This is a genomic window from Roseovarius sp. YIN77, from assembly GCF_057219155.1.
Genome location: NZ_JBXVVI010000002.1, coordinates 64,597 through 89,084, shown reverse-complemented (window position 1 = coordinate 89,084; position 24,488 = coordinate 64,597). Strand labels below are relative to the sequence as shown.

Annotated in this window: 24 protein-coding genes; 13 read left to right on the top strand and 11 right to left on the bottom strand. The window is 55.7% G+C overall.

What is annotated here, in order from left to right:
• Positions 1–74: 74 nt before the first annotated feature.
• On the bottom strand, positions 75–1,553 hold the full coding sequence (locus AC2D8P_RS04200) for a glutamine synthetase family protein (protein WP_484700767.1): 1,479 nt from the start codon (positions 1,551–1,553) through the stop codon (positions 75–77).
• A gap of 54 nt (positions 1,554–1,607) precedes the next feature.
• On the bottom strand, positions 1,608–2,951 hold the full coding sequence (locus AC2D8P_RS04195; RefSeq protein WP_484700765.1) for an NAD(P)/FAD-dependent oxidoreductase: 1,344 nt from the start codon (positions 2,949–2,951) through the stop codon (positions 1,608–1,610).
• Between the two features lie 176 nt (positions 2,952–3,127).
• On the opposite strand from AC2D8P_RS04195, the gene AC2D8P_RS04190 reads away from it, so the two are divergent.
• Positions 3,128–3,817 (top strand): FadR/GntR family transcriptional regulator, encoded by a 690-nt coding sequence (locus tag AC2D8P_RS04190; protein WP_484700764.1) that lies wholly within the window; start codon positions 3,128–3,130, stop codon positions 3,815–3,817.
• Here the strand turns inward: AC2D8P_RS04190 and AC2D8P_RS04185 are convergent.
• The 6 genes from AC2D8P_RS04185 to AC2D8P_RS04160 all read right to left on the bottom strand — a co-directional run bounded on the left by AC2D8P_RS04185 (position 3,814) and on the right by AC2D8P_RS04160 (position 8,714).
• Positions 3,814–4,539, bottom strand: coding sequence for a type 1 glutamine amidotransferase (locus tag AC2D8P_RS04185; protein ID WP_484700762.1), 726 nt, complete (start codon positions 4,537–4,539; stop codon positions 3,814–3,816). The genes AC2D8P_RS04190 and AC2D8P_RS04185 overlap by 4 nt on opposite strands.
• Positions 4,540–4,673: 134 nt before the next feature.
• Complete coding sequence (gene speB / locus AC2D8P_RS04180; protein ID WP_484700760.1) at positions 4,674–5,492, bottom strand: agmatinase; 819 nt, start codon at positions 5,490–5,492, stop codon at positions 4,674–4,676.
• Between the two features lie 80 nt (positions 5,493–5,572).
• Positions 5,573–6,346: an ABC transporter permease gene (locus AC2D8P_RS04175; protein WP_484700759.1), complete on the bottom strand. Its 774-nt coding sequence runs from the start codon at positions 6,344–6,346 to the stop codon at positions 5,573–5,575.
• The gene (locus AC2D8P_RS04170; RefSeq protein WP_484700758.1) at positions 6,346–7,095 is read right to left on the bottom strand and encodes an ABC transporter permease; all 750 of its coding nucleotides are present in this window, start codon (positions 7,093–7,095) and stop codon (positions 6,346–6,348) included. Before AC2D8P_RS04170 ends, AC2D8P_RS04175 begins: the two co-directional genes overlap by 1 nt.
• Positions 7,096–7,104: 9 nt before the next feature.
• On the bottom strand, positions 7,105–7,878 hold the full coding sequence (locus AC2D8P_RS04165; RefSeq protein WP_484700756.1) for a transporter substrate-binding domain-containing protein: 774 nt from the start codon (positions 7,876–7,878) through the stop codon (positions 7,105–7,107).
• A gap of 35 nt (positions 7,879–7,913) precedes the next feature.
• Positions 7,914–8,714, bottom strand: coding sequence for an ABC transporter ATP-binding protein (locus tag AC2D8P_RS04160; RefSeq protein WP_484700754.1), 801 nt, complete (start codon positions 8,712–8,714; stop codon positions 7,914–7,916).
• Between the two features lie 112 nt (positions 8,715–8,826).
• Here AC2D8P_RS04160 and AC2D8P_RS04155 point away from each other — a divergent pair, with 112 nt between their 5' ends.
• The 4 genes from AC2D8P_RS04155 to AC2D8P_RS04140 are packed head-to-tail and all read left to right on the top strand — an operon-like array spanning position 8,827 to position 13,055.
• A complete protein-coding gene (locus AC2D8P_RS04155) occupies positions 8,827–9,477 on the top strand; it encodes a TetR/AcrR family transcriptional regulator (RefSeq protein ID WP_484700752.1) in 651 nt (216 codons plus the stop codon).
• On the top strand, positions 9,474–10,661 hold the full coding sequence (locus AC2D8P_RS04150) for a pyridoxal phosphate-dependent aminotransferase (protein ID WP_484700751.1): 1,188 nt from the start codon (positions 9,474–9,476) through the stop codon (positions 10,659–10,661). The genes AC2D8P_RS04155 and AC2D8P_RS04150 overlap by 4 nt, the downstream gene beginning before the upstream one ends.
• A complete protein-coding gene (locus tag AC2D8P_RS04145) occupies positions 10,658–12,256 on the top strand; it encodes a 5-guanidino-2-oxopentanoate decarboxylase (RefSeq protein ID WP_484700750.1) in 1,599 nt (532 codons plus the stop codon). Before AC2D8P_RS04150 ends, AC2D8P_RS04145 begins: the two co-directional genes overlap by 4 nt.
• Before the next feature lie 16 nt (positions 12,257–12,272).
• A complete protein-coding gene (locus tag AC2D8P_RS04140) occupies positions 12,273–13,055 on the top strand; it encodes a dimethylarginine dimethylaminohydrolase family protein (RefSeq protein ID WP_484700749.1) in 783 nt (260 codons plus the stop codon).
• 50 nt (positions 13,056–13,105) lie between these two features.
• On the opposite strand, the gene AC2D8P_RS04135 is transcribed toward AC2D8P_RS04140, so the two are convergent.
• On the bottom strand, positions 13,106–13,993 hold the full coding sequence (locus AC2D8P_RS04135; RefSeq protein ID WP_484700747.1) for an ArgP/LysG family DNA-binding transcriptional regulator: 888 nt from the start codon (positions 13,991–13,993) through the stop codon (positions 13,106–13,108).
• Positions 13,994–14,177: 184 nt separating this feature from the next.
• Here AC2D8P_RS04135 and AC2D8P_RS04130 point away from each other — a divergent pair, with 184 nt between their 5' ends.
• Positions 14,178–14,639, top strand: coding sequence for a hypothetical protein (locus AC2D8P_RS04130; RefSeq protein WP_484700746.1), 462 nt, complete (start codon positions 14,178–14,180; stop codon positions 14,637–14,639).
• Positions 14,640–14,782: 143 nt separating this feature from the next.
• On the opposite strand, the gene AC2D8P_RS04125 is transcribed toward AC2D8P_RS04130, so the two are convergent.
• A complete protein-coding gene (locus AC2D8P_RS04125; RefSeq protein WP_484700744.1) occupies positions 14,783–15,229 on the bottom strand; it encodes an Lrp/AsnC family transcriptional regulator in 447 nt (148 codons plus the stop codon).
• Between the two features lie 128 nt (positions 15,230–15,357).
• Between AC2D8P_RS04125 and AC2D8P_RS04120 the strand changes: the two genes are divergently transcribed.
• A complete protein-coding gene (locus tag AC2D8P_RS04120; protein ID WP_484700743.1) occupies positions 15,358–16,407 on the top strand; it encodes an ornithine cyclodeaminase in 1,050 nt (349 codons plus the stop codon).
• 24 nt (positions 16,408–16,431) lie between these two features.
• A complete protein-coding gene (ctlX, locus tag AC2D8P_RS04115; RefSeq protein ID WP_484700742.1) occupies positions 16,432–17,349 on the top strand; it encodes a citrulline utilization hydrolase CtlX in 918 nt (305 codons plus the stop codon).
• A 118-nt stretch (positions 17,350–17,467) separates the two neighbouring features.
• On the opposite strand, the gene AC2D8P_RS04110 is transcribed toward ctlX, so the two are convergent.
• Positions 17,468–18,829, bottom strand: a complete 1,362-nt coding sequence (locus AC2D8P_RS04110; protein ID WP_484700740.1) for a formimidoylglutamate deiminase — start codon at positions 18,827–18,829, stop codon at positions 17,468–17,470.
• Positions 18,830–18,909: 80 nt separating this feature from the next.
• Between AC2D8P_RS04110 and hutI the strand changes: the two genes are divergently transcribed.
• The 5 genes from hutI to AC2D8P_RS04085 all read left to right on the top strand — a co-directional run bounded on the left by hutI (position 18,910) and on the right by AC2D8P_RS04085 (position 24,479).
• Entirely contained in the window at positions 18,910–20,118 is a 1,209-nt protein-coding gene (gene hutI, locus AC2D8P_RS04105) for an imidazolonepropionase (RefSeq protein WP_484700738.1), read from the top strand.
• Positions 20,115–21,650: a histidine ammonia-lyase gene (gene hutH / locus AC2D8P_RS04100; RefSeq protein WP_484700736.1), complete on the top strand. Its 1,536-nt coding sequence runs from the start codon at positions 20,115–20,117 to the stop codon at positions 21,648–21,650. The genes hutI and hutH overlap by 4 nt, the downstream gene beginning before the upstream one ends.
• Positions 21,650–22,450, top strand: coding sequence for an N-formylglutamate deformylase (gene hutG, locus AC2D8P_RS04095; RefSeq protein WP_484700734.1), 801 nt, complete (start codon positions 21,650–21,652; stop codon positions 22,448–22,450). The genes hutH and hutG overlap by 1 nt, the downstream gene beginning before the upstream one ends.
• 11 nt (positions 22,451–22,461) lie before the next feature.
• Positions 22,462–24,132, top strand: a complete 1,671-nt coding sequence (gene hutU, locus AC2D8P_RS04090) for a urocanate hydratase (protein ID WP_484700732.1) — start codon at positions 22,462–22,464, stop codon at positions 24,130–24,132.
• A gap of 71 nt (positions 24,133–24,203) precedes the next feature.
• Positions 24,204–24,479: a hypothetical protein gene (locus tag AC2D8P_RS04085; protein ID WP_484700730.1), complete on the top strand. Its 276-nt coding sequence runs from the start codon at positions 24,204–24,206 to the stop codon at positions 24,477–24,479.
• The last annotated feature ends 9 nt before the right edge of the window (positions 24,480–24,488 follow it).

The following is a 24,488-nucleotide window of genomic DNA, read 5'->3' as shown; positions in this document are numbered from 1 at the left end:
GAGAATTGCCTCCTATTGACCGTAGCTATTGGTTGGCGGGACACATGCCCCACCACCGGGATTTCAGGAACGCCTTAGGGCAGACATTCCATGTAGGTTTCATTGTCCCAATCAGTCACCGTAGACATGAAGCGGGCGTATTCGTCGTACTTATATTCGTGATACAAGCGGTACATCTCGCCAGGCATGCCGCGACGTACAACGTCGCTGTTTTCAAGATGCGCCAACGCCTCGCCCAACGACATCGGAAGCTTCTTGACTTGCTTGCCGGCTTCAATCGCTTCGTAAATGTTGCGCTCTTCCGGTGCGCCTGGGTCCAGTTTGTTGCTGATCCCGTCATCCATCGCCGCCAACAGTGTGGACCCCATCAGGTACGGGTTCACCATTGAATCGACAGAGCGATATTCAAACCGACCCGGGGCAGAAACCCGCAGACCCGTCGTCCGGTTCTGAAAACCCCAATCGGCGAAAACAGGCGCCCAGAACCCCGTATCCCACAATCGGCGATAGGAATTGACGGTTGAACAGCCAATCGCGGTCAGGGCCTGCAAGTGATGAACGACGCCACCGATTGCCTCCAGCCCTTCTTGCCCGGGCATTTGCGGATCATCATCATCGGGCATAAAGGTGTTTTCGCCACCTTTGACATACATGTAATTGTCGCGCATGCCTGGCAGATTGTCCGGATCATTGCCGGTCCGCACGAACTCATCCTCGCCCCCGCGCCACAGCGACATATTATGGTGACAGCCAGAGGCTGACACACCCATGAAGGGTTTGGTCATGAAGCAGGCGAAAATCCCGTTCTCACGCGCCACCTGGGCACATATCTGACGGTAGGTTGTCAAGCGATCTGCATTGCGCAGAACATCATCGAACATCCAGTTCAGTTCCAATTGGCCCGGCGCGTCTTCGTGATCGCCCTGGATCATGTCCAAGCCCATCTTGCGGGCATAGCGGATCACCTGCATTGATACCGGGCGCAGGCTTTCGAACTGATCGATGTGATAGCAGTACGGTTTTGAATATCCGTCCTTTGGCTTGCCGTTCTCATCAAACTTCAGCCACATCATTTCGGGTTCGGTTCCGATGCGCAGGCTGCGGCCATGCTTGGCCTTAAATTCCTCGTGAAGGCGACGTAGGTTGCCACGGCAATCCGCCGTCAGGTAAGCCCCTGGATCCACTTTCTCTTCGCGATTGCGAAACAAGGTGCAATAGAACCGGCCAATCTGTGGCGCCCATGGCAGCTGCATGAAGGTTTCTGGTTCTGGAATACCAATCAGTTCGGCCGCTTCCGGCCCATAGCCAAGGTAGTTGCCGGCGCGATCTGTAAACAGGTTGACCGTAGCCCCATAAACCAGCTGAAATCCCTTTTTCGCCACTTGTTCCCAGTGGTCGGCGGGGATGCCCTTGCCCATGATTTTGCCTGTCACCGAAACAAATTGCAGATAGAGATATTCAATCTCCATCGCATCAATCATCTTTCGGACTTCCTTGATCTTTTCGTCACGCCCCGGCGTTTCGACAAATCTTTCCAGGTCAGTTTCGGCCACGATTATTCTCCCTGTTTTTCAGTTTCACACGTCCCAGTCGTTAGAATGTTTTGGTTAACTCCACGGATAGGGGCTGTTGGAGACCGGGTGAAGTTGGCCCTTCTCAAAGCGATCAAAGCGGAAAGGTTCCAGCAGGTCCTGCGTTTCCCCCAACACTTCGTCAGCGATCAGATGGCCCACACCCAGCATCTTCCAGCCATGGTTGCTGTCGGCAATCAAAGTTGCGTTTTCATGGAAATGATCAAAGACCGGAAAGCTGTCGGCCGTAAAACAGCCAATTCCGCCCGATGCTTCGCGATGGTACTTGCCCATCATTCCTTCAAATCGTTTGTGGCAATGCGCCAATGCAGAGACCCACATATGGGCAAATTGATCAGAGGCGACAAATTCAGGCGACGATGGTCCGTAGGGGTCGATCGCAACCTGATCGACAGGCGTGTCGACCTTGTAGGGCGACGCCCCGCCCTGAATACCCCCAAAATGCCAATCAGGTTTATAGTAGATGCCCCACATTTCGTCCGTGACCAGCGAGCCATCCTCGACAGAATAAAGCGGCGCGTCCGTATCAACATGGATCACCGGCGGCACCTTGCCGTCATTGGTTTGCAGTGTTTCAGGCGGCACCTGCAGGACGCCCTCCTCCAATTGCCAGAACCTCCACATATCCACGTTAGTGTGAACCTGACCGTCTAACCCTTTGACTGAAATCTGTTTGGGCATGCCTAGCATTTCCCAGAAATCGCGCGCCCAGGGGCCCGGGGCAATAATCAGCCGATCACAGGATATGGTTCCCTTATCCGTCTCAACCGATTGAATGCTGGACGTGGTACTTTCACTGTTCAACCCTTTGACCGCCACGCCGGTCAGGATGCGCACGCCCCGATCTTCGACCATTTTGGCAATGCCATACATGGATTTGGTATTGTTGGAATATCCACCGCGCTTTTCATGCAGGACAGAGGTGATACCCTTGGCCTGCCAGTCGCTGAACATATCTTGCATATACCTGTCGCAGGCTTCGGTCCCTTCGATGAAAGAGCTTTCATAACCAATCGCCTGCTGTTGCTCGAAAATCGAGGCCACATCATTATGCATCGATTCACAGGAAATCTGCATATAGCCGACCGGATGATAGCTAAGCGCCTTTGGATCGCTTTCCCAAACTCCCACGGAATGTGCCATGAGCTTGCGCATTGCCGGTTGGAAGTAATTGTTGCGCACCACCCCACAGGCAATCCCTGACGCCCCCGAAGCAATTCCGGATTTATCCAAGACGATAATTCGCCCCTCGACATCCTCCCCTGCTTCGATCAATCGGTCGGCAAGCCGCCACGCGGTCGACAGACCATGGATACCGGCTCCGACGATAAGAAAGTCAGCATGGGCAGGAAAAGCCATTGGAAATGTTCCCCAGATAACTGGCAGCTACGCACAGCCAGCGATGTAATTCGCGCCTTTCACGATATTATTTTCCGTCGCTGGACCAAATGTCAACCATTTATGATCCAATTTTGATATTTCACTGGTATATCGCCTATTTTGGTATATAATTGGATCAAAATCGGGAATATAGAATGACAAGCACACCCAAAAACAAATTGGGCTCTGCCGATGTTGCCACATTAATCAGACGCCAAATCACCAATGGCAGTTTGCAGCTACATGACAAGCTCCCGTCTGAGCGCACGCTTGCCGACACACATCGTGTTGCCAGGGGCACTATACGCGAGGCTTTAAACCGGTTGGAGGAAGAAAACTTCGTCGAAATCAGAGCGGGCAGCGGGACATATGTTACCCACCGCCCGGATGCCCTGAGCGTCACGGCGGTCGCCGTTGCCAACCCTTTGGAACTGATGGATGCACGCTTCGCCCTTGAGCCTCATATCTGCCGGCTTGCCGTATTGCATGGGCGACGTGCGGATTTTGATCGATTGGAACAGCTCTGCGAGCATATGGAGGCCAATCAAAGCAATCCAAGGGCATTCGCGGATGCCGATACATCATTTCACAAAGCGCTGGTTGAATGCACGCGAAACGGACTGTTGATTTGGATGATTGATCAGATCACCTCTGTCCGTGGTCAGGATGAATGGACCCGAATGCGTCGACTGACGCTGGGCAATGAAATCATCCAGCAATACAACGCACAACATCGCGAAATTCTGAACGCGATCCGTGACCGCGAACCTGAACGTGCCGCAACCGCCATGAAAGAGCATCTGGAAACCGCGCGTCTGTCATTGACCCGGGCGGCAGAAACCTAGCTGATCGCCATGGCGGCGGTTTGCAGCCAGTTGATGTAGATACGCTCTGCCATTCGGTTAAACTCTGACATCCGCGCGGCGCAGTCCTGATCTAAACGCTTTACCGCGCCCGGGCCCATCGCCTGGTCCAGCGCATTCGCATATTCTGGGATATCGGCCCAGTTGATCACGGTCTCTTTTTCGATCTCGACGTGAAACTGCAGCGAATAGGCGCGGTTGCCCCAACGCATCGCCTGGACCGCACATTCAGGTGATGTAGCCAAACATTCCGCACCTGCAGGCATCTGTTTGACCTCGGCACTATGCCACTGAAGGCAGGCAAATTGTTCAGGGATCTCATCAAATAAAATTCCTGTCGCGCCCAACTCTGTCAGCTGGACGTTGCACACTCCGATCTCTGGAGTTTCAGACAAGCCAACCTTTCCGCCCAGCGCCTGTGCAAGCAACTGATGACCAAGGCACAGGCCAAGAAAAGGCAATCCTCTTTCTTTCACCGCATCATGAATGAGCGCTTTTTCAGCCTTAAGCCATGGATGTTTATCTTCTTCCCATACGTCCATGGGGCCGCCCATCACCCACAAGGCATCATAACCGTCCAACCCGGGCAGAGGCTCCCCCTCATCCAGCTCGACGGCATCCCAGATGTGGCCATCCCCATCTAGAAACTCACGAAATACACCAGGATGTTCAGCCCTTGCGTGCTGCAAAACAAGAATACGCATCTAACCCTCCGAATGATGACAGAGCCTAGACAGGTGCGGTTCACTTAGGCAAGTGCTGATGTAAACCAATGGTTTTATCGAGGCCCAGAATTGATCGGCGCATGATCAATGTGGAAACTGCATTCCTGACCCGACTAGCTCAACAATCGACCGATGATTTCTTTGCTCAGCTTTGCGGCGACCATGGCCGTTATTTTCTGCGGATCGCGGTGTGGGTTCAATTCTACCAGATCAGCGCCGACAAACGTACCCGGCACCTTATGAATCAGATCAAGCACCTGACGTGTCGATAGACCGCCGGGTTCGTAATGTGAAACACCCGGGGCAAAGGCCGGGTCCAGACCGTCAAGATCAAGGGACAGGTAGACCGGCCCCTCAAACGCCAGGTTCGGCAAATTGCTAAGGTCACGCATTTCATGCATTTCGACCCCGAACCTTTCGGCCTGCGCGCGTTGGTGGGGATTGCAGGTGCGAATGCCCACCTGAACAAGACGATTGATCTTGCCGCTTTCCATCAGACGGGCAAATGGCGATGCGTGGCTGAAATGGTTGTCCAGCATATTGTTGTAAAGGTCCGGATGCGCGTCGATATGCAGAATATTCAAACCATCATACGCATCGGCATGGGCGCTGATGGCAGGGAATGAAACGGAATGATCGCCCCCAAGGCTGAGTACTCTGTGCCCTTTTGAAATCAGATCAGCGACGCCGCCGCGTATTGCATCAAAAGCGCCCTGCCCCTGCAAATCCGCCAGCTCAACATCACCAGCATCGCCCCAGAGGGTTTGGTCATTCAGGTCGAAACCCATTTCGGTTGCCAAGTTGGCAGAGTCGCAGAAAAAGGCCTCGCGAATACGGGTGGGCGCCATTGCCGGGCCGGTCATGTAGCTCGAATTATTGTCCTGTGGCAGGCCAAGCATCATGACCTTGGGGGTTGCCATTTTTACCGTCATTTCCACGATCTCCTTAGGCCGGGATCGTCCGGCTGCGCCAAGATGGTTCCTGTCGCAGCCGATCAGTTCAAAACTTCAGCCTAACGCGTTGGAACCTGCTTTTCGACATAATTGAACATCAGGGCGATAAATCCAGCAATGACCATGTAGACCGCCGCAAGCAGAAGCAAAGGCTCATACACGATGAAGGTATCGGCCCGCACCCGGGAAGAGACCGAATAGATCTCGACCACGGTGATGGTGGCAACAAGAGGTGTCGCCTTAAGCTGCAGAATGGTTTCGCCACCGAGTGTTGGCAGAACATTACGAATGGCCTGCGGCAACCAAATACGCCGGAACATTGTGAAACGAGGCATCCCGAAAGACTTGGCCGCTTCCAATTGGCCCTTTTTGACACTGGCAAATGCACCACGCATGATTTCGCCCTCATATCCTGCATAAGACAGGGTGAGTGCCAAAACCGCATAGGGCCAAGCTTGTCGCAGATAGGGCCAAAGTTCGCTGCTTCTGATCCATGGGATTTGAGGAAAGAGCGAACCAAGCCCGTAATAAAGCAACCAGATCTGAAGCAGGATTGGCGTGCCGCGGATAACGGTACAAAATACCTTTGCTGGGGCAGACAAATACCACGGGCCAATCGCCTGGGCGAGGCCAAGCGGTACCGCCAGAAGGAACCCCATCACACAGGTGACGACCAGCAACCATATAGTGCGCCACAGCCCCTCAAGCGCGAGCGGCGCGTATTCGGGGATCCAGTCCCACCGCAGTGAAACCGCACACCAAACTATCAGCCCGACGAACAATGCCATCAGGAAAATTCTGTGTGGTTGCATAAGCGAACGCAAAGTCGTCATCAGCTTGTCCCCTTCAGTGAGGGTTGCCCACGACGCGCCCATTTTTCAATTCGGGCGAACACAAATCCAGAGCACAGAGTGACGATCATATAGAGCGCACCTGCCGCCAGGAAGAATGTGAAATACGCCCGCGTACTGGCCGCAGCCTGCCGCGTTTCAAGTGTCAGCTCGCTAAATCCGACAATCGCCAGCAGCGCCGTGTCCTTTGTGGCAATCAACCACAAATTCGCCAGCCCGGGCGTTGCGAAAGACATCATCGCCGGGATTGTCACCCGCCGCATCAACATGAATGACGGCATTCCATAAGCGCGTGCGGCCTCGATTTGACCAGATGGAACGGCCTGAATGGCGCCACGCAAAATCTCTGTTGCGTAGGCACCTTGAACAATTCCCAGGACCCAGATGCCTGCAACAACACCACTGATTTCCACCCGGCCATAGCCCAATGCCTGCGACGCCTGGTTAATCAGATCGGTGCCGACATAATACAGGATCAATATCAGGATGAGCTCCGGCACGGCCCGGACAACAGTCGTGTATATGGCGAGGAGATCACGCGTGACCACCCCGCCATATATTTTGCCATATGCTCCGAAAAGCCCAATCACCAACCCAAAGCCAAACGCACCAAAGGCGATTTGCAATGAATTAGCGAGGCCTCGCAGCAGGTTACCACCCCACCCGGGAGAGGAAAGCGAGAGCAGTTCCGCGCTTTGGGCAAGGCCAAGGGTTTGGAGTATGGCTTCCACAGCTAACTCTTATTCGCTGTAGATGCTGGTTGTGAAGTAACGCGACGTGATCTCGGCGTGGGTGCCGTCGGCCAAAATGGCGGCGATCCCGGCATTCAGCTTTTCACGAAGTGCATCGTCGCCTTTGCGGACACCCGCGCCAACGCCGCGACCCAAGATTGCCTCGTCATTGGCGACAGCACCCTTGATCTCGCAGCAAGCGCCGGTATCGGTGCTGACAAAGTCTGCCATTGCGATGCTGTCGGCTTGAGTGGCGTCAATACGACCCGCAAACAAATCCTGATTGGCTTCATCCTGCGTTTGATAAGCGCGGATCTCGGCTGCATCACCAAAATGGGCGTTGGCATAGGCCTGGTGGATGGTCGAAGCTTGGATTCCAATGATCTTGCCAGCCAGAGATTCAGGTGTTGGCTCAATATCTATGGATTTATCAGCTACGATCACGGCCGGCGTGTTGTAGTAAGGATCGCTGAAATCGATGGTCTTCAACCGCTCTTCGGTGATCGACATCGAAGCCATCAGCGCATCAATCTGCTGACCGGTCAGAGAGGGGATAATCCCATCCCAGGCAACCGCGGCGATGACACAATCCAGTTCAGCAGCGGCGCAGACAGCGTCAATAATCTCGATTTCCCAACCGATCCAGGCACCGGAAGAATCCAGTGAGGCGAACGGTGGATATGGCTCGGCCGCGATACCGATTTTAACTTCTTCAGCAGCTGCCGCCCCGGCGCCAAGCACGGCGGCGGTCAAACCGGCAGCAAATAGTGTCTTGAATGTCATGGAATGTCTCCCTGTTACTTTGTTTTTGGTGAGTGTTAGCCGACAGATTGAAGGAACTGTTTCAACCTTGCGGATTTCGGATTGCCAAATAGCTCTTCTGGTGGCCCCTGCTCTTCGATACGGCCTTCGAACAGGTATACAACGTGCGAGGCCACCTCGCGGGCAAATTTCATTTCATGTGTGACCAGAAGCATGGTCCGACCTTCGGCCGCCAGATCGCGAATGACGGTCAAAACCTCGCCGACCAGCTCCGGGTCAAGTGCACTTGTAGGTTCATCAAACAACATCACGTTCGGGTCGACGGCCAGCGCCCGGGCAATTGCCGCACGTTGCTGTTGGCCACCGGACAGAAAGGACGGGTAGGTATCTGCTTTATCGCCCAACCCGACCCGCTCCAGCAGCTCTTTCGCACGCTTGATCGCCACATCGCGCGGCACTTTCAGGACGTGCACCGGGACCTCGATCACGTTTTCAAGCAAGCTGCGATGGGTCCACAAATTGAAGGACTGAAACACCATTGCCAGCCGCGTACGGATGCGTTCGATCTGACGGCGATCCGCTGGCGTTCCATCTGGCCGCATCGCGACTTCTTCACCACTGATGACAATCTGACCTGAACTGGGTGTTTCTAGGAAATTGATGCAACGCAGGCATGTTGACTTGCCGGATCCGCTACCGCCGATAATCGCAACCACATCCCCTTTGTAAGCGGTGAGAGAGACGCCTTTTAAGACCTCAAGCGCGCCGAAGGATTTGTGCAAATCGGTTACCCGAATGGCTTCTTCTCGGGTCCCTTGCTCAACCTCGGGATCAGCAACCTGGTCTGTTGATGCCATCACGATCTCCCATTTTTCTGCTTGCAGCGGTTCCATTATCTGGTATTTATACGTTTGTATAATTATATTTTCTGAATTATGCAAGCGTATAATTACAGACTTGGAAAGCCCAGTGTCAGATCGCGTGATCAAGTTCAGAAGAGAGCCCGCACAGCAGCGTAAAGACGCGCTAATCCGGGCCACTCTATCCCTAATCGCCGAGCAAGGTGTGCGGGGGGCAACCGTTCGTGCAATCGCCGAGCGGGCACAGGTTACTCAGGGTTTGATTCGGCATTACTTCTCTTCAAAAGAAGACCTGATCAAAGCGGCCTATGAGTTCCACATGCGCCGTCTGACCAGCATGACCGCGGCCCCTAGCCTGGAAAACAGCAGTTCAGCCCGATCCCGGTTGGCGATTTTTGTCGCGACAGGTTTGACCCCCCCTGTTGTTGACCCCAGTGCGGTGTCTCTGTGGGCAGGGTTTCTGAATACCCTGCGCGAAGGGGCTGAAATGCAGGTCATTCACGAACGGACCTACTATGACTTCCGCGATCGGCTGGAGGCGCTCATCGCCGATACCCTGAAAGAGGCCGGTCGGCCTGCCACGCCTCCAGAGCTTCGTCGGTTTGCCATCGCAAGTAACGCCGTAATCGATGGATTGTGGATGGAGGGCGGTGCACTGCCAAAGGCATTTGCACCTGGGGAATTGTCCGATATCGGGCTGCATTCTGTCGGCGCAATTATCGGTTTAGACCTGACAGGGTTAGAGAAAGATTCATCATGAAACAAACAGCAATCACCAAACGCCTTGCCGGACTGGGTGGCGCCAAATGGGAAGTCTATCTGAAAGCCAAAGCAATGGCGGCCCAAGGGCGAGACATCATCGAGATGACCATCGGTGAACCCGACGTGGCGACCCCTGTTGAACTGGTGGATACCGCCGTTGAGGCGCTGCGCCGAGGGCGGACAACCTATTCCAGCGGTCGTGGCGAAGCGGGGCTGCGCGCAGCCTTGGCGGAGCGTTACACTCAAAGCACTGGCAGAGGTATTTCTGACAAGCAGGTCCTGTGTTTTCCGGGAACGCAAACCTCTTTGTTTGCGGTATTGATGGGCGTGGCGGAAACCGGATGTGAGGTTCTGGTAGGCGACCCGATGTATGCCACGTATGAGGGCGTGATCCGTGCAAGCGGAGCCGATATCGTGCCGGTTCCGCTTCGTCCCGAAAACGGGTTTCGGATTTCAGCCCGCGACATCGCTGACCGGATTACCCCCAAAACCTCTGCAATCTTGCTGACTACGCCGCACAATCCGACCGGTTCCATCCTGACAGAGAGCGATATCGACGCGATCGGCGCATTGGCGATCGAACATGACCTTTGGATCATCTCTGACGAGGTCTATGCGGAGCTGATCTTTGACGATACAGAGTTCGCCTCTCCTCTGTCCCGACCCGACCTGGCTGACCGGGTTATCGTGGTGTCGTCGATTTCAAAATCCCATGCAGCACCGGGCTTTCGCAGCGGCTGGTGTGTAGGCCCCGAACATTTTACCGAAGCTCTGCTACCGCTTTCGGAAACTATGCTGTTTGGCAACCAGCCCTTCATCGCGGATATGACAGAAAAAGCCATTCGCGAGGGATCAACCGTGGCTGGCGGAATGGCACGCCGCTTTGCTGCCCGTGCGCAACGGCTGCACGATCGTCTCTCCAACGAGACCCAGATCGGGGTGCATCGGCCGCAGGCAGGCATGTTCGCGATGATCGACGTGTCCGCAACCGGCATGAACGGCAATGACTATGCCCTGCATCTGCTGGAACATGGTGGTGTGGCGGTGATGCCTGGTACCTCCTTTGGCAGCACAGTTGATAACTGGGTGCGCATCGCCCTGACCGTCGAAGACGCAACGTTCGAGGCCGCGATTGATCGCATTGTTGAACATGCAAAACGGTTTGAGCAGGTGACAGCATGACAAGCATCGGAGAAGTGCTGGTATCAGAGCTGGTTGCGCGCGACGTGGACACCGTGTTCGGCATTCCCGGCGTACATACGGTAGAGCTTTACCGGGGCCTTGCGGCCTCTGGTATTCGACATGTTACTCCGCGCCATGAACAGGGTGCAGGCTTTATGGCCGATGGCTATGCAAGAGTGTCGGGAAAACCTGGCGTGACGTTTGTCATCACCGGGCCGGGTCTGGCCAATACGCTGACAGCCATGGGACAAGCCCGCGCCGACAGCGTGCCGATGTTGGTGGTGTCAGGTGTGAATAGTTTGCCGAGCCTTGGCAAAGGATTTGGGCATCTGCATGAACTGCCCGACCAGCAGGCGATGGCAAAAACCGTCGCATTGCGATCCGAAAGAATAGAGCATTCTGCCGACCTGCAACCGGCATTGGACAAGGCCTATGCCCCCTTTCATTCCGGCCGCCCGGGCCCCACGCATATCGAAATCCCCCTGGACATTGCCGGGGCCGAATTTGACGGCGCCACGGAAACAACGACCTCTGCGGCAGGATCACAACCTGATCCAGCACTGATCGAACAGGCCATCCAAATCCTAAGCACGGCCAAGGCCCCGGTCATTCTGACCGGTGGTGGCGTGCGTCGGGCCAGCACGCAGGTGCGTGCGCTGGCCGAACGATTGGATGCGCCGGTGGTGCAAACGGTGAACGCGCGCGGGTTGATGTTTGATCACCCGCTTAGCGTTCCGGCCAGCCCCAGCCTGCAGGCGGTGCGCACTTTGATCGAAGACGCTGATGTCGTTCTGGCTTTGGGGACGGAACTGGGCCAGACCGACTATGATATGTACGCCACCGGCACGATGGCAGCGATGCGCAACCTGATCCGGGTGGACTTGTGCCCCGATCAGCTGGACCGCATGCCGGCCAAGGTGCGGGTTGCTGGCGATGCGTCTGAAACTGCCACGGCACTTCTTGTTGGTCTCGGTGCTGGTGCAGCCTCTACCGAGGGTGCCCAACGCGCTGCCACGGCACGCAAAAACGCCTACGAAGAAATCGGCCCAGAGATGCGGGCGATGTGCGAACTGCTGGGTGCCATGCGTGACGCCGTTCCGGGCTCCATCATGGTTGGCGACTCCCTCCACCCGATTTACGGCGGCAACCTTTATTACGATCATGATCGTCCTGGTGGCTGGTTCAACGCCTCCACCGGCTTCGGGGCGCTTGGTTATGGTATTCCTGCCGCCATCGGGGCCGCGCTGGCCGATCCGTCATCGCCCGTGATCTGTCTTGCCGGCGATGGTGGCGCGCAATTCAGCCTGCCCGAACTGATGTGCGCCGTCGATGAAAAGCTGCCCATTACATTCGTGATCTGGAACAATTACGGCTATCAGGAAATCGCCACTTCAATGCAGGCGGTCGGCGTGACCGTTCTGGGGTGTGACCCGACCCCACCCGATTTCGAATATGTGGCCCGTTCCTGCAATATGCCGTTCCAACGTGTGGGCCCCGGCCCATCAGAGGTCGCAGAGGCGTTGCGGAAATCGCAATCCCAAAACGGCCCGCGCCTAATCGAAATCCGTGCCCCTAATCTGTCCCATTCAACATAAAGAACCGAGAGTAATTATGACCAACCCTACATACGAATTCTCACGCGCCATTACCCGTCGTCCTGCTGCGTCTGTTGTCAACGGCCTGCGCGCCGCTCATATCGGCACCCCCGACCTGGATCGGATGCTGAAGGCGCATGCGCACTACGTTGCGACACTGAAAGAAACCGGTGCCGAGGTCATCGAACTGCCGCCAATCGAGGAGCATCCAGATGCGCTCTTTGTCGAGGATTCGACATTGTGCCTGCCCCAAGGCGCGGTGATGATGCGCCCCGGTGCGCCCAGCCGTATGGGCGAAGTTGCCCATATGGAACCGACCATTCGCTCTGTTTACGACGATGTGCGTCAGATCAAAGGCCCCGGCCATATCGAGGGCGGCGACATTCTGGTGACGGGCAAAGAGATATTGGTCGGTCGCTCGGATCGAACCGATGCCGAAGGCGTGGCCGAACTGGTAGAAATTGTCGCCGATTGGGGCCATACGGTACGCGAGGTCTTCACCCCCCCCGGTGTTTTGCACTTCAAAACTGATTGCTCCTTGCTGGATGCCGAAACGATCCTGTCGACAAAGCGACTAGACGTATCGGGCTGCTTTGACGGTTACCGCGTCCTGCACGTGGCCGAAGGCGAAGAGGCCGCAGCCAATTCCATCCGCTTCAACCAATATGTCCTGGCCCCGGCTGGTTTCCCGCGCACAACCGAAATGCTGCGTGAAAACGGGTATACCGTCGTCGAAATCGACAATACCGATTGCGCCAAGTTGGACGGCGGCATGTCTTGCCTGTCCCTCAGGTTCTAATCCCGCATTCAATCTTCTGACCTCAGCTCAACCAACTTGGGCTGAAGTCCTCATTCCTGCGCGCTAAGACATGTCCGCGAGATTTTGCGGACATGTTCTGACAAGGCCTGAATTTCGTTTGTCGCCAGATCCCAGGTCTTCCAATACAGGTTCACTTTGAACGTTTCGGGACACATTTTCATCAATGTCCCGTCAGGGCGTTCAGACCGCGAGATCAGAACTGAATTCGCACACCACCCCAATCCCATTTCAACGGCTTGATTGATTTCCGCGCTGCCGGGAATGAAATGACGGTTGGTTTCGTTGATATTGACGCCAAATTTCTTCAAATACCCGCCGGCGACATAATCCGTACGATCATAGTAAAGACCGGGCGCAGATTTCAAAGCCTCGGCAGTAATCCCATTGGGAAAGTGTTTCTGAAAAAACGTGCGCGAGCACACGATTTCATATTCTGCGGCCCCCAAGGGTTTTGATTTGCACCCGGGGATCGCATTCGGATTCGATGTCACCGCCGCCAGAACGCGGCCTTTTTGAAACAACTCCTCGGTCATTTCAGCGTCTGCGGTAATCACCTCTACGAACATTCCGGTCGCTTCGGTGAAGGATTCAATCACTGCCAAAAACCAGCATGTGAGGGAATCCTGATTTACTGCGATTGCGATTTTTGAATTTTGTGTGACTTCGCCAAGGATCGCTTGATCCATTTCCATCTGCATGGACCAGATCCGGCGCGCATAGCTCATCACACGCTCGCCCGCCTCGGTCAGATAGGGCGGGTTGCGGCGAATGATTAGCGGCTTGCCAACCTGCGTTTCCATCCGCCTGATCCGCTGAGACACCGCCCCTGCCGTGATAAAAAGCTTTTTTGCCGCCGCTTCAAATCCACCCTCGTCAATGACTTCGATAAGGCATTTCAAGTCCTTGAGATCAAGCATCAACCCCATCCTTAGTTTATCTAAAGTAGCTTAATATATTATAGTTATACTTAATTTTAGGATCAGCGTAACATTTATTTAAGGCGCGAGATCGGGCTTCGTTAAGCAGAAGTCAAATCCCGGCTGGAACGACCGTTTTGAAACTGCGGTCAACGTGTATCTGGATCACCTTTTTGGTGGCGAAATGGCCGAGACCGTGGCAACCGACCCTTCTCTTGCCTCTAATTGGGGGACATTCCTGGCCGGCAGAGCGGGCACAACGACCGCCGGCGACTTCGTCAGGGCCTATCATGCGCAGGAAGAGCGGGGACGTGTTTTCGGGGCGGTTCTGGATGATTGCTATGCCTTTATCTGCCCGACCCTTGGCCACCATGAAATCGCCGCCGATATCGATCCACGCGAAGACGTCCAGATCAATGGCAAGACAGTGGATGCGCTCTATGGATGGACCATGTGCCATCCTTTCAACATGCTGGGCCGTTGCCCGGTACTAAGCATGCCAACCGGCATCGGTGGAAATGGCCTGCCCACCAGCATCCAGATCATCGCCCGTCATTTGGACGATGTTCGCGTATTCCGCGTTGGGCAAGCGCTGGAAGATGCACAACCCTGGCTCTATTCACACGAGGCGCGGCCGAACTTTTAACGGCTCTTCACGTCCTCACCAATTGCGACGAGCCACATCGAAGATAGCGTTGAAATGAGCCTGAGGCGGGACCTGTGAATTCTAGTCCTGCCTTAGGGTTTCCCCCAAATCGACGCAATCTTTCCACGCCAACGCCGCGTGTCTCAAACGCTTGACAAAAGCAGGCTCGTTTCACTGTTCGATATCCCATCGATCATCCGAACCTCACGCAGAACCCTGTCAAAATCGTGCAATCTGGCGACCCGAACTTCTGCAACGAGATCCCAATTCCCGTTTGTAGTGTGAAGCGTGAACAGCTCGGGCATTCCGCGCAGGGCGCGAATGACCTGACTGGTGGATTTTCCAACGACCTCGATCATCATGATCGCGCGGATGGAATCTTCTTCGTAGTCTTCACGAACCCTTGCCGTGAACCCAAGCAACGCGCCCGTTTCCAGCAATCGGCCCATGCGGCTTTGAACGGTTGCCCGGGTCACGCCAAGCACATCAGCAAGTTTTGAAACCGGCGCTCTGCCATCTCTGCGAAGCAAAGAGATCAGTTTTCGGTCGAGATCATCATAGATGTACTTACCTAGGTTTTGTCTTGTCATATCGATCAATCCGTAAATTCATACTAAGCATATTGCGCAAATATGGTGAGTATTTCTACACAATTAGATCATTTTATCTAAATTTCTTACAGCAGATACTCTCATTACAAAGAATCGAGAGCATCCTCATGACCAAACCATCCCCATCCGAACTTGCATTCGTGCCATTTGTCAGTGTCGAAAACATGATGCGGCTGGTGCACAGCATCGGCATCGAAACCATGTTGGATGGTATTGCATCTTACATCGAGGACGATTTTCGCCGTTGGGAAAAGTTCGACAAAACGCCACGCGTTGCCAGCCATTCAGACGTGGGCGTAATCGAATTGATGCCAACCTCCGATGGCGAGGCCTACGGCTTTAAATATGTCAACGGCCACCCGAAAAACACCAAAGAAGGCCTGCAAACGGTTACGGCGTTTGGTCTGCTTGCCGATGTTTACACCGGCTATCCGATCTTGCTCACGGAAATGACCATTTTGACGGCACTGCGCACGGCAGCAACCTCTGCAATGGTGGCCAAGCACCTGGCCCCCAAGGGCGCGCGCTGTATGGCGATGATCGGAAACGGGGCGCAATCAGAATTTCAGGCAACCGCGATGAAGGTGCTGTGCGGGATTGATACGCTGCGTCTTTACGACACTGACAGCAAGGCAACCGATAAGCTGGTTCGCAATCTTGATGGCCGCGGGTTTAAAATTACGGCCTGCAACACCCCTGAAGAGGCGATTGAAGGCGCCCAGATCATCACCACTTGCACCGCCGACAAACAAAACGCCACCATCCTGACCGACAACATGGTTGGCGCAGGTGTTCACATCAACGCCATTGGCGGTGACTGCCCCGGAAAAACAGAACTTCACAGGGACATCCTGCTACGCTCTGACGTCTTTGTGGAATACCCGCCGCAAACGCGGATCGAGGGTGAAATTCAGCAAATGCCAGAAGACTTCGCCGTGACCGAAATGTGGGAAGTGATCACCGGGGCCAAACAAGGCCGCACAGGCGATCGCCAGATCACTTTGTTTGACGGTGTCGGTTTCGCGATCGAGGATTTTTCTGCCCTGCGCTATATTCGAGGTCGCATCAAGGACACCGGCTTTTATCAGCAGCTGGATATGCTGGCAGACCCGGATGATCCCCGCGATCTGTTCGGCATGTTGCTGCGCGCAGCCTAACCCGCATATATGGGAGATTTGCACATGGAAAAACCCAGCATTCAGGCGCCTTCATCTGTTGTCATGATCCGTCCTCACCATTTTTCTGTGAACACGGAAACCGGCGACAATGTCTTTCAGGCAAGCCAGCCAGCAAACGGCGATATCGCAAAGCAAGCCTATGACGAGGCCACGCTGTCCGCGGACATCCTGCGCGAATATGGGGTTCATGTTCATGTTTTTGAAGGCGAGGACAGCCGCACCCCTGATTGTGTCTTTCCCAACAACTGGTTTTCCACCCACGCAGGCGGGCATGTTGCGATCTACCCGATGAAGGCACCAAACCGCCGTCTGGAACGGCGGATGGACGTGATCGAAATGCTCAAGCACGATTACCGCGTCCAGGATATCATTGATTATTCCGGGTTGGAGCAGGACAATCTGTTTCTTGAAGGCACAGGCGCGATGGTCATCGATCATGTGGAACGCATCGCCTATGCCGTCGAATCCGATCGCACCAGCCCGATTCTGCTGGAACGGTTCTGCACACATTTCAACTATGAACCGATGGCCTTTGCCGCCGCCGATCAAAACGGTGTCGCGATTTATCACACCAATGTTCTGATGTGCATCGGCACCGATTTTGCACTGATCGGGGCGGATATGATCACCGACGAGACCCGCCGAGTTGAGGTTATCAATCGTCTCAAACAGCCGGGCCGCGAGGTGATCAAACTCACCGAGGATCAGATTTCTTCCTTCGCCGGAAACGCCATCGAACTTCAGGGCCGTGATGGGCGCATTCTGGCCTTGTCACAAACGGCCGCTGATGCGTTAACGGCGGACCAGATCGCCATCATCGAGCAAAGCGCAAAACTGGTGCCCCTGCCCATCGGGACGATCGAAATGGCCGGCGGTTCGGTAAGATGCACAATCGCGGGAATCCATCTGGCGCGGCGGTGATAATCTGCGGGCTATGCTCGGTTCTCGCTCAGGCAAATGATTGCGACATTCAGGTGCAAACTATCCCAACAGACGGCGATAGGATCAACCGAAGGACCATTAAAAAGAGCCCCTCAGATCAGATCGCGTCAAGGACCTCCCGGATCGCCTTTTTGTAGTTTTGTTCAATCTCAGCGCGTTTGGTATGGCGACCTGATTTGACCATGTGCCGGCCTGCCGACCATGTATCGGTGATCACCCGATCGGACGCCGCAAAGCACAAACCGTCCAGCAATTGATCGTTGTTAAGCGAACACAGCGTTACATCATCGTAATCTATGGCCACCAGATCAGCCAGCTTGCCTTCGCAGATCTCACCGGCATCCCGACCGATGGCCTGTGCACCGCCCTGGGCGGCTTTTGTGTAAAGAGTTCGGCCAACGGATCCCTCACCCCGGACCATGACATTGCGCGCCATGTCGCGCAGGCGTTGCGAATATTCCAATGTGCGCAATTCCTCGGTCAACGAAACACAAACGTTGGAATCCGAGCCTATTCCGAAGGCACCGCCATGATCCAGATAGGTAGGCCCATTAAAAGGACCGTCTCCCAGATTGGCCTCGGTGATCGGGCACAGCCCCGCCACAGCACCACTTTTGGCCATGGCAATGGTTTCCGCCTCGGTCATGTGGGTGGCGTGGATCAGGCACCAACGGTCGTTGACATCGGCATTGTCCAATAGCCACTCCACCGGGCGTTGGCCCAGTTTGGCCTGCACATCCGCAACCTCTTTCAACTGTTCAGAGATATGGATATGCACCGGTCCATCTGGTGTCGTGCTCAATACCCGGGCCAGATCTGCGGGCGACGTTGCACGCAGCGAATGAGGTGCAATGCCGACCCTCGCGTCATCAGGCAATTCGCCAAGCTGTCCCTTGCAGGCATCAACAAGCGCCAAGAACCGATCCACATCGTTGGAAAAACGCAGTTGGCCGCCCGCCAGAGGCTCTTGATTGACCCCGCCATAGGTGTAAAGCACAGGCAGATGGGTCAGGCCGATCCCCGTTTGGCTGGCCGCAGCGTAGATCCGGTCACTTAACTCTGAAAGCTGGGCATAGGGGCTGCCATCCGGTTGATGGTGCACGTAATGAAATTCACCAACTGACGCGTATCCTGCTTCTTGCATCTCCATAAACACAAGGGCAGCGATTGCTTCATAGTGTTCTGGCGTCAGATGCCCAAGGAAACGATACATCAGATCGCGCCAGGTCCAGAAACTTTCACGCCCGGCGGCGCGAAATTCGGTCATGCCCGCCATGGCTCGCTGAAATGTATGGCTGTGAAGGTTCCCAAGCGATGGCAATAGCGCATCGACCTTGTAATCCTCAGAGCCGGCCAAAACACCCGTTTCAACCTTTGAGATTCGACCGCCCGTGCATGTAAGGCGAACATTTTGCACCCAATTTTGGCCGATAAGTGCTTTGTTGGCATAGATTTCCATACTCACCTCTTTATGCATAGACATATTGGTATTAGTATTATACATATCATACATCAATTGCAACTTCGGAATCGAATCTGATGGTCGAAAGAAAGATACTCACCGGTGCACAAATCGCGACAGCCGCCACCACTGGTAGGGCGTATGGCTTAATCTCCGATGGCGCCATCGCAATGTCAGGGGGTACGATCGAATGGGTTGGGTCAGCGAATGCGGTTCCAGATCAGTTCTCTGACTATGTGCGCGAAGATCTGGGCGGGCGTCTTGTGACCCCTGGCCTTGTTGATTGCCACACCCATGTGGTGTTTGGCGGTGACCGTGCAGAGGAATTCGAGATGCGCCTTAACGGTGCAGGGTATGAGGAAATCGCTCGCGCCGGTGGTGGCATCAATTCGACCGTACGTGCGACACGTCAGGCCAGCCTCGATCAACTGATCGAAGGGGCCCTGCCCCGTGTTGATGCCCTGATCGCCGAAGGACTGACCACGATAGAGATCAAATCCGGTTATGGCCTGGAGCAGGAGGCCGAGCTAAACATGCTGCGCGCTGCGCGCGAGATCGCCCGCCTGCGGCCTGTCACCGTTTGCACAACATATCTGGGCGCGCACGCAACGCCGCCTGAATACAAGGGCCGTGATGACGACTATATTGATGACGTCGTCATTCCGACCCTGCACGCAGCACATGCCGAGGGTCTGATTGACGCGGTCGATGGGTTTTGCGAAGGCATCGCCTTCCAACCTGCGCAGATTGCAAAAGTGTTCGACGCGGCAAAATCGCTCGGCCTACCGGTCAAGCTGCACGCCGAACAGCTTTCTAATCTGGGCGGGGCAAAGCTCGCCGCTGCCTACGGGGCTCTGTCGGCGGATCACATCGAGTTTCTGGATGATGAGGGCGTTCGTGCCATGGCGGATGCCGGGACCGTCGGCGTCATCTTGCCCGGGGCGTTCTACACCTTGCGTGAAACGCAGCAGCCCCCAATTGCGCTTTTGCGCGAACACAATGTGCCTATGGCGCTAGCGACCGATTGCAACCCCGGATCGTCCCCCCTCACGTCATTGCTGCTGACAATGAACATGGGCTGCACGCTCTTTCGCATGACGCCAGAGGAAGCTCTGGCCGGGGTCACACGCAATGCCGCCCTTGCTTTGGGCCTAACGGATCGTGGCATGATCGCGCCCGGCATGCGGGCCGACCTCGCCATTTGGGATGTAAAACATCCCGCTGAACTTTCTTACCGTATTGGGTTCAACCCACTTCACAACCGCATCTATGGAGGCACGTCGTGACCAATCTCACCCTTACTCCCGGCCAAACGACGCTGGCACAGCTGGAAACCATCTATTGGAATGATGCAACAGCGCAGCTGGATGCAGAGTGTAAACCCGCGATCGACAAGGCTGCGGAGCGGATCAAAGCCGCGGCCGATGGGGATGTGGCTGTTTACGGTGTTAACACCGGGTTCGGCAAACTGGCCTCCGTCAAGGTCGCACCAGAGGACACAGCCACCCTTCAGCGCAATCTGATCCTGTCGCATTGCTGTGGTGTTGGCGATCCGATGCCGCGCAAACTGGTGCGGCTGATGATGACGCTGAAACTGCTTTCCTTTGGGCGCGGTGCCTCTGGTGTGCGTTGGGAATTGGTTGAACTCCTGCAAAACATGCTGGCCAAAGGCGTGACACCCATTGTGCCCGCCCAAGGTTCGGTTGGCGCGTCGGGCGATCTGGCCCCACTGGCACATATGACCGCCGCATTGATGGGCGAAGGCCACGCAGAGTTCGATGGCGAAACCCTACCTGCCAAAGAGGCCCTGAACCGTGCAGGTCTGACACCGGGTGCCCTTGGTCCCAAAGAGGGTCTGGCATTTATCAACGGCACCCAATTTACCACCGCATATGCACTGGCTGCTTTGTTCCAGGGCTGGCGCGCGGCCCGCAACTCACTGGTAATCTCTGCCATGTCCACGGATGCGATCATGGGGTCGACGGCGCCGTTGCAGCCGGAAATCCACACTTTACGCGGACATCGCGGTCAAATAGAGGCCGCAACCACGATGAGCGCTGTTCTGGCGCAATCAGAAATCCGCGAAAGCCACCGCGGGGGCGACACCCGGGTGCAGGACCCCTACTGCATCCGCTGCCAGCCACAGGTAACCGGGGCCGCGATGGACGTGTTGCGTCAGGCCGCCGCCACCTTGTTGATCGAAGCCAATGCCGCCACCGACAACCCACTTGTCCTGACCGAGGCAGGGCTGATCGTCTCAGGCGGCAATTTTCACGCCGAACCGGTTGGTTTTGCCGCTGATATGATGGCACTGGCCTTGTCCGAAATTGGCGCGATCGCACAACGCCGCGTCGCGCTGATGGTCGATCCAACCCTAAGTTTCGATCTGCCACCGTTTCTGACGCCCAATCCGGGCCTGAATTCGGGCTTGATGATTGCAGAGGTGACCACCGCCGCCCTGATGAGCGAAAACAAACACCTCGCAAACCCCTGCGTCACCGACAGCACACCGACTTCCGCCAACCAGGAAGACCATGTATCCATGGCCGCCCACGGGGCCCGGCGCTTGCAGCAGATGATCGCCAATCTGAACAACATTCTGGGCGTCGAAATGCTCTGCGCGGCCAGCGGCATCGAGTTCCGCGCGCCATTGCAAACCAGTCCGCTGCTGCAAAAAGCGCTCAATCGCTTGCGTCAGGATGTCGAACCGTTGGCAGATGACCGCTTTATGGCCCCCGATCTGGCCGCCGCTGCTGAACTGATGACGAGCGGTGCCATTTTGGAAGTGGTCGACACCGATCTGCCGAGCCTGAACTGATGCAGGTCTTTGAGGTCCAATCCGGCGACAGCCCAGTTGTATTGGGCCAACCCCACGGCGGGGTTTATGTCCCTGACGCCGTTGCCGCCCGGTTCAATGAAACCGGCGCCGCGCTGGCGGATACGGATTGGCACATCACGCGTCTTTATGACGGGCTATTGCCCTCTGCCACAGTGGTGAAGTCCAATATGCACCGCTATGTCATCGACGCTAATCGTGATCCTGCGGGCGCATCGCTCTATCCGGGCCAAAACACCACAACCCTGGTACCGCTGACGGATTTTGATGGCCAGTCAATCTGGATGAATGGCCAAGAGCCTTCGACAGATGAAATCGAGGCCCGGCGCGCCGCCTATCATGCCCCCTATCACAATGCACTGAGTGACGAATTGGAACGTGTTCGCGCCAAGCATGGTGTTGCAATCCTGTTTGATTGCCATTCGATCCGATCGAACATTCCCTTCCTGTTCGACGGTGAACTACCGATCTTCAACACCGGCACCAATCTTGGCGAAACCTGCGCCCCGGCGATTGAGACCTGTGTGAATGTCCTGGCGCAGGCCTCGGGAATGAGTTCGGTGTTGAACGGACGTTTCAAGGGCGGCTGGACCACGCGCCATTATGGTCAACCCGCAGGCGGTGTGCACGCCATCCAAATGGAAGTCTCACAACGCGCCTACATGCATGAAATCCCGCCCTGGAAATGGGACGACGCCCGCGCCAATGCAACCCGCCCGCACTTGCGGGTGATGCTTGAAAAACTACATGACATCGCCCTGTCGGGCATCCTGCAATTCTAATGGAGTGACCAATGACTGATCCCCGTAAAAACATGCGCGACATTTATCCGCCGACCGGAACAGAGCTGAATGCAAAAAGCTGGCTGACAGAGGCGCCCTTGCGCATGTTGATGAACAACCTGCATCCGGACGTGGCCGAAAACCCGCATGAGCTGGTCGTGTATGGCGGCATTGGGCGCGCAGCACGGACCTGGAAAGATTTCGACCTGATCGTCGAAAGCCTGAAGAATCTGGAAGAGGACGAAACCCTTGTAGTGCAGTCCGGCAAGCCGATCGCCGTGGTGAAAACCCACAAGGATGCCCCGCGCGTTCTGATCGCCAATTCAAACCTGGTGCCGCATTGGGCAACCTGGGATCACTTCAACGAGCTCGATAAAAAAGGCCTGGCTATGTACGGCCAGATGACTGCTGGATCCTGGATCTATATCGGTTCGCAAGGTATTGTGCAGGGCACCTATGAAACCTTCATGGAAGCGGGCCGCCAACACTATTGCGGCAGCCTGAAAGGGCGCTGGATCCTGACCGGCGGCCTGGGGGGTATGGGCGGCGCCCAGCCATTGGCAGCCGTCATGGCAGGCGCCAGCTGTCTGGCCGTCGAATGCGATGAAAAATCCGCCGATTTCCGCCTGCGCACCCGCTATGTCGATGAAAAGACACACTCCCTGGACGAAGCGCTGGAAATGATCGACCGCTGGACCAAGGCCGGAGAGGCCAAATCCGTGGCCCTGATCGGCAATGCAGCGGATATCTTCCCCGAGATTTACAAACGCGGCATCCGTCCTGACATCGTGACCGACCAGACCTCGGCCCATGACCCGGTCAACGGCTACTTGCCACAAGGCTGGAGCGTTGCCGAATGGCGCGCCAAGGCCGAAACCGCGCCGAAAGAGGTTGAAAAGGCCGCGCGCGCCTCGATGAAGGTGCAAGTCGAGGCAATGGTCGCCTTCCACAATGATGGCGTGCCGACCGTGGATTACGGCAACAACATCCGGCAGATGGCCCTGGAAGAGGGGCTCGAGGATGCTTTTGCCTTCCCCGGTTTTGTCCCGGCCTATATCCGCCCGTTGTTCTGCCGTGGCATCGGCCCGTTCCGCTGGGCGGCCTTGTCTGGTGATCCAGAAGACATCTACAAGACCGATCAAAAGGTCAAAGAAATCCTGCCCGACAACAAACATCTGCACAACTGGCTGGACATGGCGCGCGAGCGCATCAGTTTTCAGGGCCTGCCCGCCCGTATCTGCTGGGTTGGGCTGGGTGATCGCCATCGCCTGGGGTTGGCCTTTAACGAAATGGTCAAAAACGGCGAGCTCAGCGCACCGGTGGTCATCGGCCGCGACCATCTGGACAGCGGTTCAGTCGCCTCGCCCAACCGCGAAACAGAATCCATGAAAGATGGTTCAGATGCCGTATCTGACTGGCCGCTTCTGAACGCGCTGGTCAACACAGCCTCTGGCGCGACCTGGGTGTCGCTGCACCACGGTGGTGGGGTCGGCATGGGCTTTTCCCAGCATTCAGGTGTTGTGATCTGTGCCGATGGCACCGATGAAGCCGCCAAACGTCTGGAACGTGTCCTATGGAATGATCCGGCCTCGGGCGTCTGGCGCCACGCCGATGCTGGCTATGAAATCGCCAAGGACTGCGCCCGTGAACACGGGCTCAAACTCCCCGCAATTCTGGGGTGAGAAACGAGGCAGTAAAAGAACATAAAAAACAGGCTGCCCCAATATATTAGTACCAAACCAGTGAGGAAAAAATGAAAACAACATTGCCTGAAGGTGCGAGATTACCAACATTCGGGGAAGCAATGATATCATTGCTTTCCCTCATTGCGGGCATCTCCGTATCGATTATTGTATATGGCCTGGACCCACACATTCCCATGCTGCTCGGCGTAGCAGTGGCTAGTGCCGTTGCGTTGCGGTGTAAATTTCCGTGGCAAAGCATTCAGAACGGAATGGTCAGGGGGATCACAAACGCCCTGCCTGCGGTGATCATTCTGATTGTGGTCGGCATTCTGATCGGCGTCTAGATTCTTGCA